General features: G+C 72.2%; 13 protein-coding genes and 1 pseudogene. 8 read left to right on the top strand and 6 right to left on the bottom strand.

Annotation, left to right across the window (positions count from 1 at the left end; translation table 11 throughout):
• Positions 1–54: 54 nt before the first annotated feature.
• Complete coding sequence (locus ACIP64_RS16255; RefSeq protein ID WP_401586464.1) at positions 55–996, bottom strand: DMT family transporter; 942 nt, start codon at positions 994–996, stop codon at positions 55–57.
• On the opposite strand from ACIP64_RS16255, the gene ACIP64_RS16250 reads away from it, so the two are divergent.
• On the top strand, positions 995–2,452 hold the full coding sequence (locus tag ACIP64_RS16250; protein ID WP_401586461.1) for a PLP-dependent aminotransferase family protein: 1,458 nt from the start codon (positions 995–997) through the stop codon (positions 2,450–2,452). The two genes, ACIP64_RS16255 and ACIP64_RS16250, sit on opposite strands and share 2 nt — an antisense overlap.
• A gap of 43 nt (positions 2,453–2,495) precedes the next feature.
• On the opposite strand, the gene ACIP64_RS16245 is transcribed toward ACIP64_RS16250, so the two are convergent.
• Complete coding sequence (locus tag ACIP64_RS16245; RefSeq protein ID WP_401586458.1) at positions 2,496–3,104, bottom strand: DJ-1/PfpI family protein; 609 nt, start codon at positions 3,102–3,104, stop codon at positions 2,496–2,498.
• Between the two features lie 387 nt (positions 3,105–3,491).
• Between ACIP64_RS16245 and ACIP64_RS16240 the strand changes: the two genes are divergently transcribed.
• From ACIP64_RS16240 to ACIP64_RS16230, 3 genes are read left to right on the top strand one after another with little or no spacing between them, the layout of a single operon-like run.
• Positions 3,492–4,442: a 3-hydroxyacyl-CoA dehydrogenase NAD-binding domain-containing protein gene (locus ACIP64_RS16240; RefSeq protein WP_401586455.1), complete on the top strand. Its 951-nt coding sequence runs from the start codon at positions 3,492–3,494 to the stop codon at positions 4,440–4,442.
• Position 4,443: 1 nt separating this feature from the next.
• Complete coding sequence (locus ACIP64_RS16235; protein ID WP_401586453.1) at positions 4,444–5,658, top strand: acyl-CoA dehydrogenase family protein; 1,215 nt, start codon at positions 4,444–4,446, stop codon at positions 5,656–5,658.
• 5 nt (positions 5,659–5,663) lie between these two features.
• Entirely contained in the window at positions 5,664–6,896 is a 1,233-nt protein-coding gene (locus ACIP64_RS16230; protein ID WP_401586450.1) for a CaiB/BaiF CoA transferase family protein, read from the top strand.
• Between the two features lie 86 nt (positions 6,897–6,982).
• Here the strand turns inward: ACIP64_RS16230 and ACIP64_RS16225 are convergent, their stop codons facing one another.
• Positions 6,983–7,687, bottom strand: coding sequence for a DUF6461 domain-containing protein (locus tag ACIP64_RS16225; protein WP_401586447.1), 705 nt, complete (start codon positions 7,685–7,687; stop codon positions 6,983–6,985).
• Between the two features lie 124 nt (positions 7,688–7,811).
• Between ACIP64_RS16225 and ACIP64_RS16220 the strand changes: the two genes are divergently transcribed.
• From ACIP64_RS16220 to ACIP64_RS16210, 3 genes and pseudogenes are all read left to right on the top strand, one after another.
• Positions 7,812–8,501 (top strand): hypothetical protein, encoded by a 690-nt coding sequence (locus ACIP64_RS16220; protein WP_401586445.1) that lies wholly within the window; start codon positions 7,812–7,814, stop codon positions 8,499–8,501.
• Positions 8,498–8,842: pseudogene (locus ACIP64_RS16215) on the top strand (hypothetical protein); the annotation flags it as partial. The gene ACIP64_RS16220 and the pseudogene ACIP64_RS16215, both read left to right, overlap by 4 nt.
• A 428-nt stretch (positions 8,843–9,270) precedes the next feature.
• A complete protein-coding gene (locus ACIP64_RS16210; RefSeq protein WP_401586443.1) occupies positions 9,271–9,522 on the top strand; it encodes a hypothetical protein in 252 nt (83 codons plus the stop codon).
• Positions 9,523–9,567: 45 nt separating this feature from the next.
• Here the strand turns inward: ACIP64_RS16210 and ACIP64_RS16205 are convergent, their stop codons facing one another.
• Together ACIP64_RS16205 and ACIP64_RS16200 are read right to left on the bottom strand one after the other, a co-directional pair.
• Complete coding sequence (locus tag ACIP64_RS16205) at positions 9,568–10,335, bottom strand: crotonase/enoyl-CoA hydratase family protein (protein ID WP_401586441.1); 768 nt, start codon at positions 10,333–10,335, stop codon at positions 9,568–9,570.
• Between the two features lie 37 nt (positions 10,336–10,372).
• The gene (locus tag ACIP64_RS16200; protein WP_401586438.1) at positions 10,373–11,281 is read right to left on the bottom strand and encodes a LysR family transcriptional regulator; all 909 of its coding nucleotides are present in this window, start codon (positions 11,279–11,281) and stop codon (positions 10,373–10,375) included.
• 239 nt (positions 11,282–11,520) lie between these two features.
• Between ACIP64_RS16200 and ACIP64_RS16195 the strand changes: the two genes are divergently transcribed.
• Complete coding sequence (locus ACIP64_RS16195) at positions 11,521–13,593, top strand: SpoIIE family protein phosphatase (protein ID WP_401586436.1); 2,073 nt, start codon at positions 11,521–11,523, stop codon at positions 13,591–13,593.
• Here ACIP64_RS16195 and ACIP64_RS16190 read toward each other — a convergent pair.
• Positions 13,590–13,976 (bottom strand): VOC family protein, encoded by a 387-nt coding sequence (locus tag ACIP64_RS16190; RefSeq protein ID WP_401586433.1) that lies wholly within the window; start codon positions 13,974–13,976, stop codon positions 13,590–13,592. The two genes, ACIP64_RS16195 and ACIP64_RS16190, sit on opposite strands and share 4 nt — an antisense overlap.
• Between the last annotated feature and the right edge of the window lie 13 nt (positions 13,977–13,989).

The raw sequence follows: 13,989 nt of genomic DNA, 5'->3' as shown, positions 1-13,989 counted from the left end.
CGCCCGGCGGCGCGAACCCCCGCGCATGGGGGCATAGGGGGGCGCGGTGCCGGTTCAACTGCGGGCACGCTGCGTCACCGCGACGCACACGAGCACCGCCACCGCCGCCGGCGCGGTCAGCGCCCCCAGGTCCTCGCCCAGCAGCGCGGCCGCCCATACGAGCGTCAGCAGCGGCTGCGCGAGCTGCAGTTGGCTCGCGCGGGCGACGCCGATCGCGGCCATCCCGCGGTACCAGACCATCAGCCCGAGGAACTGCGACACCAGCGACACCCACACCAGCCCGGCGACGGCCCGGACGTCCGCATGAACGGGCTCGGCGGTCAGGGAGACCAGCGCCGCGGGCACCGTCAGCGGCAGCGCCCCCACGAGCGCCCAGCCGATCACCTGCCAGCCGGGCATCACGGAGGCCAGCCGGCCGCCCTCCACGTAGCCCGCCGCGCACACCACCAGCGACGCGAAGAGGAAGAGGTCGCCGGAGGTCGGCGCGCCCCCGCCCTGCCACAGCGCGAACCCCACCACGACCGCGCCGCCCGCGACGGCCGCGGTCCAGAACAGCGGCGACGGCCGCGCCCCGGTGCGTACGGCGGCGAACGCTGCGGTGACCAGCGGCAGCGCGCCCACCACGACGGCGGCGTGCGAGGTGCCGGTGGTGCGCAGCGCCAGCGTGGTGAGCAGCGGGAATCCCAGCACGACCCCGGCCGTGACGACCGCGAGCCCCGCCCAGTGCCGCCGCTGCGGCACCGGCACGCGCGCCACCGCCAGGCACACACCGGCGACGGCGGCCGCCAGGACGCCCCTGACCGTTGCCGCCGTCCAGGGGCCGAAGCCGGTCAGTGCCCAGTGCGTCGCGGGGAAGGTGAGGGAGAAGGCGGCGACGCCGAGGCCCGCCAGGGCCGTGCCGCCGAGAGCCGTGCCGCCGTGCGACCCGCCCGGCGTCGTTGCGCGACCGGTGACCGCTATCCGCATGCGGGTAGTAGCGCTATTCTGTGCTGTCATGAACAACGGTAGCAGTTCACGCAGTCTCGCAGAATCCCTGCGGCATGAGCTGCACCGCTACTCTCCCGGAGAGAAGCTGCCGTCCAGCCGTGCCCTGGTCGAACGGTTCGGGGTCTCCCCGGTCACCGTCTCCCGGGCCCTCGCCGCCCTCGCAGCGGAAGGGCTCGTGGTCACCCGGCCCGGCGCCGGCGCCTATCGCGCGCAGCAAGGGGCCGGGGACGCCCGCACCTTCGACACCTCCTGGCAGCAGGTGGCCCTCACCGCGGAGGAGCCGCACGGCGAGCCCGCGCCGCGGGTCGTCGACGCCTCCGGGGTCACCACGAGCCTCGCGGTGCCACCGCCCGGCGTCATCGCCTTCAACGGCGGCTACCTGCACCCGTCCCTCCAGCCCGAGCAGGCCCTCGGCGCCGCCCTCGCCCGTGCCGCCCGCCGCCCCGGCGCCTGGGAGCGGCCCCCGCTGGAGGGGCTGACCGCGCTGCGCACCTGGTTCGCCCGCGAGACCGGCGGCCCCGGCGGGGACTTCGGCCCCGCCCACGTCCTGGTCACCGCGGGCGGACAGGCGGCGCTCACCACCGCCCTGCGGGCCCTCGCGCCGCCCGGCGCCCCGGTGCTCATGGAGTCGCCCACCTACCCGGGCGCGCTGGCGGTCGCCCGCGCCGCGGGACTGCGGCCCGTACCGGTGCCCATGGACGACGACGGGGTACGGCCCGACCTGCTGGCCGAGGCCTTCGCCGCGACCGGCGCCCGGGTCTTCTTCTGCCAGCCGCTGTTCCAGAATCCGACCGGCACCGTGCTCGCCGCCGCTCGGCGCCGCCACGTCACCGAGATCGCGCACGCCGCCGGCGCGTTCGTCGTCGAGGACGACTTCGCCCGCCGCCTCGGCCACGGCGGGCCGCTCCCGCCGCCGCTCGTCGCCGACGACCCGTACGGCACGGTCGTCCACGTCACCTCGCTGACCAAACCGACCGCGCCCAGCCTGCGGGTGGGCGCCCTCGTCGCCCGGGGGCCGGTCATGGAGCGGCTGCGCGCGATCCAGGTCGTCGACAGCTTCTTCGTGCCCCGGCCGCTCCAGGAGGCCACCCTCGAACTCGTCGGTGCCCCTGCCTGGCCGCGCCACCTGCGTACGGTCTCCGCGGGACTGCGCGAGCGCCGTGACGCGATGCTCACGGCCCTCCACCGGCACCTGCCCGCCCTCGCCGCCGCCGTCCGGCCGCCCACTGGCGGCTACCAGTTCTGGCTGCGGCTGCCCGACGGCACCGACGAGACGGCCCTCGCCGCCGCCTCACTGCGCGCGGGTACGGCCGTCGCCCCCGGCCGTCCCTACTTCGCCGCCGAGGCACCGGGCCCGTACGTCCGCCTCAGCTTCGCCGACACCACCGGCACCGACGAGATCGCCGACGGCGTGCGCCGCTTCGCGGCCGCGTGCGCGGAGACCGGCGTCACGGCCGCCGGCTGAGCGGGCCCCCGGCGGACGTCCACGGCCCGTCCCGCGACGTCGGTCAGCGAAGGGCCGCCTCGCCCGCCCGGACGGTCCGCAGGGCGCGCTCGACGGTCTCCTCGCTCTCGCCGACCGGAGCCACGTAGCCGATGATGTCCCGGACGGCGCTCTCCCCGAGCGCCCTGCCGATCACCCAGGTGGCGAGGTACTGCGACGCCAGGCACCCGCCGGCCGTGGCGATTTTCCCCTCGGCGTGGAAGGGCACGTCCAGCACGGTGACGCCCATGGCCTCCGCGAACGGCCGGGTCTTCATGTCCGTGCACACCGGCATGCCACCCAGCAGGCCGAGCTGCGCGAGCACCAGCGCGCCCGAGCACTGCGAACCGACGAGCTGACGGGACGGGTCCAGTGGGAGCATGGAGAGAAGCCGGTCGTCGGCGGCCACTTCGCGCGCCTTCACCCCGCTGCCGATCAGCACGACGTCGGCATCGGCCACGAAGTCCAGGGAGCGCTGACCGCTCACCTCGACGCCGTTCATCGAGGTGACGACGGGCGTCGGTGTCGTGATGAAGGCCTCCAGGCCGTCCTTGCGGCACCGGTTGATCAACGCGGAGGCGATGAAACTGTCGAGTTCGTTGAACCCGTCGAAGGTGACCACGGCTACCTGCATCACAACGCCTCCTGTACGGCAGGCGTCCAGCCTCATGCGGCACGCCGGCCCCGGTCGAGAGCCAATCGGCGGCCGGTGGCCCGTGCGGCACCGGGCGGAACGCCGGTTGCGCGGGAATCCGAGCGGTGCGGTGGAATTCCCGGGGGAAATCCCATTTCCCGCGCCCCGATTCAAGGAAAGTGTCGCCCGGTAAATTCCGCGGTGGTGTGACCGCTGCGGTCATGTCGCCTTTTCCGGTTCGATAATTCCGTTGCGCTGCCGTTCTCCCTAGCGTTGCGGACGAGACGAGAAAACGCGCAGAGCGCAACCGGGAGACGGTGCCGGAATCCGGCCGACCTCACGTTCGCCTGCGGATCCGGTCTTCGACCACCTGAAGGAGGACGGGTGATGACACGCCCCTTCCGTACCGCCGCCGTGATCGGCGCGGGAACCATCGGACTGTCCTGGACAGCGCTGTTCGCCGCGCACGGCCTCACCGTTCACGTCAGCGATCCCCGCCCCGACCTGCGGGAGGCCACCGACGAGGCGCTTTCCGAATTCGCCCCGCACCTGGCGGCACAGGGCCTGGAGACCGACGGTCTCGCCGACCGCGTGCACCTCGCGGCCGACATCACCGAAGCCGTCCGGGACGCGGACATCGTGCAGGAGAACGGGCCCGAGCGCCTCGAATTCAAGAAGGACCTGTTCGCCCGGCTGATCCGGGAGACTCCCGGGCACGCGCTGCTCCTGAGCTCGTCGTCGGCGATCCCGGCGACCGCCTTCACCGCGGAACTCGACGACGCCGGACGCGTCCTCGTCGGACACCCCTTCAACCCGCCCCACCTGGTGCCGCTCGTCGAGGTCGTACCCGGTGAACGCACCACGGAGGAGGCCGTGCGGACGGCTGTCGCCTTCTACACCTCCGTCGGCCGCGCCCCCGTGGTCGAACGCCGCGAGATGCCCGGCTTTGTCGGCAACCGGCTCCAGAGCGCGCTCAGCCGCGAGGCCGTCTACCTCGTCCAGCAGGGCGTGGTGTCCCCGGAGGACCTGGACACCGTCGTCACCCACTCGCTCGGCCTGCGCTGGGCCACGGTCGGGCCGTTCCTCGGATCGCACCTGGGCGGCGGCCCCGGCGGCTACCGCCACATGAGCGAGCACATCGGCCAGTCCATGCAGCAACTGGACCTCGGACAGCCCTCGCAGGACCCGCAGGACCGGGAGCGCGTCATCGAGGCGGTGGAGAAGGCCTACGCCGGCACCCCGTACACCGAGCTCGCCGAGGCCCGCGACCGCAAGCAACTTGCCGTCCTGGCCGCCCTGGACGACGTCCGCCGTACACAGCACGACAAGGAGAACTGACATGACCACCAACGCCACGCCCCTCACCCAGGTGGACGACCAGTTGGAGGCCGACTTCTACATGTACCAGTCGCTGCTGTCCGGCGAGGAGCTCGAGATCCTGCTCGGGGCCCGCGCGTTCCTGAGCAAGGAGATCAAGCCGCTGGTCAACGAGTACTGGGCCAAGGCCGAATTCCCCGTCGAGTACATCGAGAAGTTCCGGAGCAGCGGACTGGCCGCGCTGCCCTACGAGGGCTACGGCGAGCACAAGCAGGCCGTCAGCCACCTGCTCAGCGGGATGGTCGCCGTGGAACTCGGCCGCGTCGACGCCTCGACCGCCACCTTCTTCGGCGTCCACAACGGCCTCGGCTTCTACTCCGTCTACTACGGCGGCGACCAGGAGCAGCGCGACAGGTTCCTGCCCCCCATGGCCACGATGGAGAAGATCGGCGCGTTCGCGCTGACCGAGCCGCTCGGCGGTTCCGACGTCTCCGGCGGCATGCGCACCACCGCCAGGCGCGAGGGCGACACCTGGGTCATCAACGGCGCGAAGAAGTGGATCGGCAACGCCACCTTCGCCGACTACACCGTGGTCTTCGCCCGTGACGTCGACGACAACAAGGTCAAGGCCTTCGTCGTCGAGAAGGGCACCCCCGGCTTCTCGCCGGCGAAGATCGAGGGCAAGATCGCGCTGCGGATCGTGCAGAACGCCGAGATCACCCTGACCGACTGCCGGGTGCCGGAGGCGAACCGGCTGAAGAACATGAGGGGCTTCCGGGACGTCGGCGAGATCCTGCGCCGCACCCGCGGCGGCGTGGCATGGCAGTCGCTGGGCGTCATGATCGGCGCCTACGAGCTCGCACTCGAGTACGCCAAGCAGCGTGTCGCCTTCGGCCGCCCGATCGCCGGGTTCCAGTTGATGCAGGACCTCCTGGTCAAGAGCCTGGGCAACATCACCGCCTGCTGGGGCATGCTGGTGCAGCTCGCCCGGCTCCAGGACGCGGGCGTGTACCGCGACGAGCAGTCCGCGCTCGCCAAGGAGTACGTCGCGGCCCGTATGCGCGAGGTCGTCTCCTGGTGCCGCGAGCTCTTCGGCGGCAACGGCATTCTCCTCGACTACGACATCGCCCGGTTCTTCGCCGACGCCGAGGCCCTGTACTCCTACGAGGGCACCCACCAGATGCAGACCCTCATCGTCGGCAAGTCCATCACCGGCCACAGTGCCTTCGTGGGGTGACGGCGATGACCGAGGAATCCGTCTTCACCGGCCTGAAGGTCCTCGACGCGGCGACCTACATCGCGGGACCGGCCGCGGCCGCCGTGCTCTCCGACTTCGGAGCGGACGTCATCAAGATCGAACCCCCGGGGAAGGGCGACCCGCAGCGGCTCCTCAGCTCCGTCCCGCCCAGCCCCATGGCGCAGGCCAACTACAGCTGGCACCTCGCCAACCGCAACAAGCGCGGCATGGTGCTCGACCTGAAGTCCCCCGCGACCCTCGAGGTGCTCAAGCGCCTCGTCCGGTGGGCCGACGTGGTCATCACCAACTTCCCGCACGGCACCCGGGAGAAGCTGCACCTCGGCTACGAGGAGGTCTCGGGCTGGAACCCGAGGGTCGTCTACGCCGACCTCACCGGCTTCGGGGACACCGGCCCCGACGCCCGGCAGCCGGGCTTCGACCTGACCGCCTTCTGGTCGCGCAGCGGACTGCTGGCTTCCACCCGGGACGCGGGCAGCCCGCCGACGGTGCCGGTGTGGGGCAGCGGCGACTACTCGTCGGCGATCGCCGTGTACGCGGCGATCGCGACCGCCCTGTACCGCCGCGAGCGGACCGGACTCGGGGCCGACGTCGGGACGTCACTGCTCGCCACGGGCGTCTGGGCCACCGGAACGCTCATCGCCGGCGCCCTCGCCGACGGCACACCGTTCGAGCTGCACGACCGCACCGTGCCGGCGAACGCGCTGTCCAACCCCTACCGGACCGCGGACGACCGCTGGATCATGCTGGCGACCTCCTCCGTGCACTGGCCCGCACTGTCGCGGGCCCTCGGGCGCCCCGAACTGGTGGAGGACCCGCGCTTCTCCGACCGCGAGGGCTTCGCCAAGAACGCCGCCGCCCTCAGCGAGCTGCTCGACGCCGAGTTCCGCTCACGGCCGTTCGACGACTGGAAGGCCGCGCTGGCCCGCGAACGCATCAACTACAGCCTCATCCAGACACCCGAAGAGGCCGCGCAGGACCCGCAGTTGCGGGCGAACGACATCGTCGTCCCGCTGGAAGGGGTCATCGGCCTCGACTACACCGTCAGCAGCCCCGTCAACCTCCGGGGGGTACCGAAGGTGACGGCGAAGCGGGCGCCCGACCTGGGCGAGCACAACGAGGAGATCCTCAGCCAGCTCGGATTCGATCCCTCCGAGATCACAGCGCTGCGCGAGCGGGGGGCGATCCCCGAGACGGTGCAGACGCAGCCGACGCGATGAGCGCGCCCCGGTGTCCGACGCACGTGCGAGGACACCGGGCCCCGTCAACCGGGTCAGGGAGCCGGCGCGGAAGGCCCGCGGCGTTGTCACGGGTGACTTCCCTGGGCGCCGGGGACGTCGACGACGACGGCGGTCCACTCCTCGGCGGGCTCCTCGGGTACGTGCCCGAGGCGGTACTCGGCGTCCCGGAGCAGTCGCTCCGTCAGGCGGACCCCGGTCAGCCGCTCCGCGAGGGCGAAGGCCGCCGCCTTGATGTCGACGCGCCCGTCCGTCTCCTCGTCCTCCCTCGACACCGCGAAGCCGACCTCGCGCATCAACGGGACCAGGTCGTCGGGGGTACTGCCGGTCCTGACCGCGGGCCACTCGAAGGTGGTCCGGAGTTCCCCGTCCTCGTACCAGTGGAAGAAATGCATGGGCTTGCCGCCGTTGCTGGAGTGCACCACGGCGCGTCCACCCACCGACAGGGCCTCCAGGAAGCGGGACTGCATCCCCATGCCCCCTTCGCCAAGGCTCAGGACGAGCGTCCAGTCGCCGTCATCGCCCGGGACGGTGAACGCGCCGGCGACGAAGGAGTCGTCCCAGTCGTCCTCGGGGTCGCGCAGCTCGTCCTGCTCCTCGATCAGGGCGTCCGCTCCTGTACAGAGCCCCAAGGGGGCAGCCCCCATCACCCGCAGCACGTCGGCCGCGGCGACGCCCCGCGCCAGGGTCAGGGTGTACCCGACGTCCATCCCGCAGAGGAACCACGGAACGGAACGTATCCAGGCATAGTCTCGTGCGGTCACCGGAGTCATGCACCGCAGTCTGCCCGCCGCCACGGACAAGCCCGCTGAATGATCATGACGACTGCTACCGTGACCGCCCGGAACGTGGGAACGGGGGCGGCGCCCCCGGTGAGGTGGCGAGGGGGAACCCGCGGTGCGGGATCTGGTACGTCAACTGGCCGTCTCCGCGGCTTTGGTGGCGACGGTGGGGGTGTCCGCCGCGTGCGGCGGCAGCCCGAAGGCCGGGGCGGCCGTGGACGAGAAGCCCCTGACCAAGGCCGAGTTGACCAAGGCGCTGCTGCGGAACGCGGACGTGCCGGGACTGGCGGTCGACATCGGGCCGGGGCTGCCGCTGTTCGACCCGGACGACATCGTGACGGCGACGCCCGCCGCGTGCCAGCCGATCGCCGACACGATGAGCGTCCGTCCCCGCCACGCCCGCCGGGCGCAGGTGTGGGAGACGCTGGACATGCCCGGGACCGGCGGGACGGCCTCGGGGAGCGTGGCACTGAGCAGCCACGCCGAGGACGAGGCCCGGGCTTGGATTGCAGACCTGAAGACGGCGCTGCCCAAGTGCGGCCACTTCAGCGCCACGTCGGCCGCCGGCTGGACCTACGGGTTCGACGTGCGGCAGGTCCCCGCACCGGCGGAGGGCGACGACGCGGTGTCGTACCTGATCACCAACACCATCGCCCCGGACGGCAAGGGCAACGTCGAATCCGTCGTCCGCACCGGCGGCACCTTGTCCGAATTCCTGCTCCCCCAAGGCAACGGCGAACCTGCCTCCGTCCCCGAAGCACTCGCGCGCAAGCAGCACGAACGACTGCGCGCCGTCCGCGGGTGAGGGGCGGCGTGCGCACCGGGGGGACCGGGAGGGTGCCGCCCGGATTCCACAGGCTTCGGGAGCGCGTGCGGGAGCTGACGGACGAGCGCCGATACGCTGATGCGTACCGCTTCCTCACGGAAGAGGGGCCCCGGTTCCCCGACCGCGAGTCGGATGTCTACTACCTCCGGTCCTGTGCGGCCGCGCGGGTGGGCGAAGCGGCTCTCGCTGTCGCGCTCATCCGGGAGGCCCTGGACCGGGGCCACTGGTACGGGGAGGTGCTCCTGCGCCGCACACCGTCCTGGAGGCCGTTGCAGGGGACCGCCGGCTTCGAGGAGGCGGCGGTCGTGAGCGCCGCTCGACAGCGGGCAGCCTGCGTGCCGGCACGCAGCCTCGTCGTGGGACAGGGGGCCGTGGCGGGGCCTCACCGTGCCGTCGTCACCCTGCACGGCAACGGTGAGAGCACGCGCGAGGCGGTGCGCGGCTGGCAAGGGGTCGTGCAGGACGGCCGGTTGCTGGTGGCGGTCCAGTCGTCGCAGTGGATCGCGCGGAACAGCGCTGTGTGGGACGACGAAGACATCGCGCTGCGCGATGTGCGCGGGCAGTACGCGGCACTGACAGCCGAACGCGAGCTGGACATGGACCACCTGATCGTCGCCGGGTTCTCGATGGGTGCCGAAACCGCACTGCGTGCGGCGCTCGACGGGACCGTTCCCGCGCGCGGTTTCGTGCTGCTCGCAATGGCCGGTCCGCGTACGGCCCGTCCGGAGGCAGGTTGCCGTTGCTCGAGATGCGGCGTCGCAGCGGCATTCCGCTGCGGGGCTACCTCATGGTCGGCGCGACGGATGACGGTGGTGTGCGATGCGAGAAGCTGCGCCGGCTCGCGGACTTCCTCACCTCCCACGGGGTCCCCAGCGAGCTGGAGGTCCTGCCAGGACTCGGCCACACCTACCCCGAGGACTGTCTTCCCGGCATCAGGCGGGCACTTGCCTTCGTCGATCCCGACGCTCAAGAGCCCCGGGCGACCACGTCCTCGTCCTGACGGGCGGGCGCCTCCGGCCGCGGCTCGAGGGGGCATCAGGACGACTCACTTCCCGGTCCACCGCGGCGGCCGGCGTTCCGCGAAGGCGGTCATGCCCTCGCGTACGTCGGCGGAGGCCATCAGGGTGGCCATGTGCTCGCGCTGCACGGCGAACGCCTCCGCCTCCGGTGTGCCGTTGGCGGCGCGGGTGAGGGCCTTCACCGCGGCCAGGGCGAGCGGGGCGTTCCGGGCGATGCGTTCGGCGAGTTCGAGGGCGACCGTGACCGCCTTGCCGGGCGGGGTGACCCGGTTGGCCAGGCCGAGTTCGCCCGCGCGGTCGCCGCTGATCGGTTCGCCGGTGAGCAGCATTTCCATGGCCAGGTGGTACGGGATGCGCTGGGGCAGCCGGATCACACCGCCGCCCGCCGCGATGAGGCCGCGCGTGACCTCGGGCAGGCCGAACTTCGCGTCCTCGGCGGCGACGACGAGGTCGCAGGCGAGGGCGAGTTCGAAGCCGCCGCCGAGGGCGTAGCCCTCCACCGCGGCGATGAGCGGCTTGGTGAGCGCGGCCTCCGTCAGGCCGCCGAAACCGCGGCCCGGGACGGTGGGCGACTCGCCCTTCAAGGCTGCCTTGAGGTCCATTCCGGAGCTGAAGGTGCCCCCGGCCCCGGTCAGTACACCCACGCGCAGTTCGGCGCCGGCCTCCAGTTCGTCCAGCGCCGCGGCCAGCCCGGCGGCCACCGCCGCGTTCACCGAATTGCGCGCCTGCGGGCGGTCGATGGTGATCAGCAGGGCCGAACCGGCCTGTTGGACGAGGACTTCGCTGGTGGTCATCGCTGCTCCTCCGGTCGTGTTCGGGGTCCCGCCCGGTTCAGACGTGGAGCGGTTCGGCGAAGATCTCCCGGGCCGCGTCGACGAGTTCGTCCAGGTCGCCGCCGGAGGCCCGGTCGCGGCGCCAGACCAGCACGGTTTCCAGGCGGCGCTCGAAGTCCGTGAACGGCAGGACCCGTGTGTTCTTCCTCGCGTACCCGTGCAGCGGGCTTTCCGCGTCGAGCAGGGAGAAGTAGAAAGCCATCCCGCCGGAGACGATCTCGGCGATGCCCGAGTAGTCGGTGTCGGTGAGGTCGATGCGTTTCCTGACCCCCCGTTCGGACATCTCCCGGTCGAGCTCGTCGAAGTACGCGGGCCGGCCCTCCTTGGGGGCGACGATGAAGCTGAGGTCCGCCAGTTCGGTCAGGGCCACGGAGTCCCGGCCGGTGAACCGGTCCGCGGGCACCACCGCTCCCAGCCTCTCCGACATCACGGGCAGCAGGTCGAGGGCCGGGTCGGTCACCGGCAGCCGCACCAGTGCGAGCGCGAGCCTGCCCTCGCCGACGCCGGCGATCAGCGCCCTGGAGGAGCCGGGCCAGCACCTCAGCTCGTACGTCTCGCGGACCCGCTCGCAGAGCGTGTCGGCGAGGTCCCGCACCCGGGGGTGCACCCCGAGGGGTATGCCGACGAACATGGTGCTGCGTCCCGGCGCGCCGGCCTCGCGCAGCCGCCACGGAACGGAATTGATCTGCTCCAGCACGTCCCGCGCGATCGGCAGCAGCGCCTCTCCGGCCGGCGTGAGGGTGACGCTGTGCGTGTCGCGTTCGAACAGCCGGTGGTCCACTTCGTGCTCGAGGTCCTTGATCCGCTGGCTCAGCGGTGACGTGGCCATGTGCAGTCGACGTGCCGCCGCCGAGAAGTTCAGCTCCTCCGCCACGGCCACGAAGTACCGCAAATGGAATATTTCCACCCTTTTACGTTACCCGCCGGGGCGCCGCCGCCTCACGGGCACCGGGACGGGCGAGCGGGGGTGGGGGCGTCCGGTGCGGGGCAGGGACAAGGTGTACGACCGATTCGGCGTGCGCGCCGATCACGAGCGCAAGCGCCGCTCCCCACGGAGGGGTCGCCCCGGCGGCCCTCCTCGTGCAAACGGCTTCGGCGCGAGGGACTGCCGCAAGGTCCCGCCCTCGGCCATGGGAGGTGTCCCGCGTGCAAGCAGTCCGGGACAACAAGAGCTTCGCGGTTCTCCTGCTGAGTGTTGTGCTGATCACCAGCCTGAGAGTGGGGCTGGCCATGGCCGGAACGCAGGTCATGGGGATCGCGGAGTACGCGGTGCTGATACCCGTCGTGGCGAGCGCGCTGCTGTCGGTGCGACGGACGTTGATCGTGGGCGTGTTCAACCTGGCCGCCGGCGTCGCCGTCTACGGAGTCCTCATCCAGGACATGGGCCCCACCAGCCGGATCACGACGCTCACGGCGCTGGCCGCCTCGTTGGGCATCAGCCTGGTCGTCTGCCGGATCCGGGTCGCGGGGGAGCGGCGGTTCCGGCGCCTGGTGATCGCCCGCGAGCGCCTCGAACTGCTCAGTGAGGCCAGCGCCCGGGTCGGCAGCACCCTGGACGCGCCCAGAACCGCGGAGGAACTGGCCGAGGTCGCGGTGTGCGGCGGTTTCGCGGACCACGCCAGCGTGGACCTCTTCGACTGCGTGCTCCAGGGCGAGGAACCCGCTACCGGACCGGAGAAGGACGACGTCGTTCTCCGCCGCGCCGCCCAGTCCGGTTCGGCCGCGCCCCCGGGATGCGTACGGACCGGCGACGTCGTCGTCCGCCGGGAGGGAACGGAGCCCGTCCTCGACCTGATGACGGCCAACCCCGTGATGACGGAGATCAGCGGCACCGCCGGCGCCCGCGCGTCCGCGGCCGGTCCGGGCGGGGCCGACACGAACGCGCCGCACTCGGCGTTGATGGTCCCCCTGCGCGCCCGCGGCGTGACCCTCGGTGCCGCGCTGTTCACACGCTCCCGCAACCGCGAGCCCTTCGACGCCGACGACCTGCTGCTGGCCCAGGAGATCGGCGCGCGAGCCGCCGTCTGCGTGGACAACGCCCGCCGCTACACCCGTGAGCGCAACACGTCCCTGGCGCTCCAGCGCAGCCTCCTGCCGCGGGTGGTGGCACGGCAGTCGGCGGTGGAGGCCGCCACACGCTACGTGCCCGCGGGACTGCGCGCCGGAGTGGGCGGCGACTGGTACGACGTCATCCCGCTCTCGGGGGCCCGGGTCGCCCTTGTGGTCGGCGACGTGGTCGGCCACGGGGTGCAGGCCTCGGCGACGATGGGGCGGCTGCGTGCCGCGGTGCGCACGCTCGCGGACGTCGACCTGCCGCCCGACGAACTGCTCACCCACCTCGACGACGTCGTCACCCGTTTCCGGGAGGAGATGGGCCGGGCCCAGGACGGGACCTGCGATCCGCGAGCGGACGCCGGGGGGATCGTGGCGACCTGCCTGTACATGGTCTACGACCCGGTCTCGCGCCAGTGCGTCGCCGCACGCGCCGGCCACCCGCCGCCCGCCGTGATCGGCCGGGGATCGGACGCCCAGTACCTCGACATCCCCGCCGGCCCTCCGCTGGGTGTGGGCGGACTCCCCTTCGAGACCGCCGAACTGCGCCTGCCCGAGGGCACCCTCCTCGCCCTCTACACGGACGGCCTCATCGAGTCCCCCGGACGCAGTCTGGACGAAGGGCTCGAACGCCTCCAGAAGGCCCTGTCGGAGCCGATGCCCTCCCTGGAGGACATGTGCGACCACGTCCTGAACACCCAGGTCGACGCCTGCTGCCGGGACGACGTCGCCCTCGTCATCGCCCGCACCCGTGAGTTCGACGCGACGCACGCCGCCGCCTGGGAGCTGACGGGGGACCTCGCCGACGTCGGGCACGCCCGGGACCTCGCCGCGTCCCGGCTGGCCGGCTGGGACCTCGAGGACGTCGCCTTCACCGCGGAAATGGTCGTCAGCGAACTGGTCACCAACGCCATCCGCTACGGCACGGGTCCCGTCCACCTGCGCCTCATCCGGCAGGACAACCTGATCTGCGAGGTGTCCGACGGCAGCAACACCGCCCCCCACCTCCGCCGGGCCCGGATGTTCGACGAGGGCGGGCGAGGGCTGTTCATTGTCTCGCAGCTCGCCGAACGCTGGGGCACCAGGCAGCGCCCCGACGGAAAGACCATCTGGGCCGAGATCGGCCTCCCGCGCCCGCCCGCTCCGGCCCCGGTGGGGGCGGGCTAGGGCCGGTACCTGATCGGATGGTCCTCCGGCACCTCCACCACGCAGATGCGCACGCCGTCCGGATCCTCGACCCACATCTCGACCAGGCCCCACGGCTCCTGCCGCGGCTCCCGCACCACCGGGACGCCGCGCGCGGCCAGCTCGGCGTGGGTCCGTGCCACGTCCGGTACCTGGAGCCAGAGCTGCAGCCCCGGCGCGGGCGGCCCGTCGGCGTGCCCCGAGACCTCCAGGAACCCGCCGCCGAGGAAGAACACCGTGCCGCGGGTCTCGTGGGGACCGAACTCCCGGTAGACCGCCAGCCCGAGATCGTCCCGGTAGAAGGTGCGCGAACGCTCCAGATCGGTGGGCCGCAGCAGGATCCGGCTGCTCAGTACGTTCACCATGGGCGCGAACGTA

The organism is Streptomyces sp. NPDC088733 (assembly GCF_044751185.1).
Lineage (GTDB): Bacteria > Actinomycetota > Actinomycetes > Streptomycetales > Streptomycetaceae > Actinacidiphila.
The sequence above is the reverse complement of the archived record's forward strand: the minus strand, read 5'-3'. Positions and strand labels throughout refer to the sequence as shown.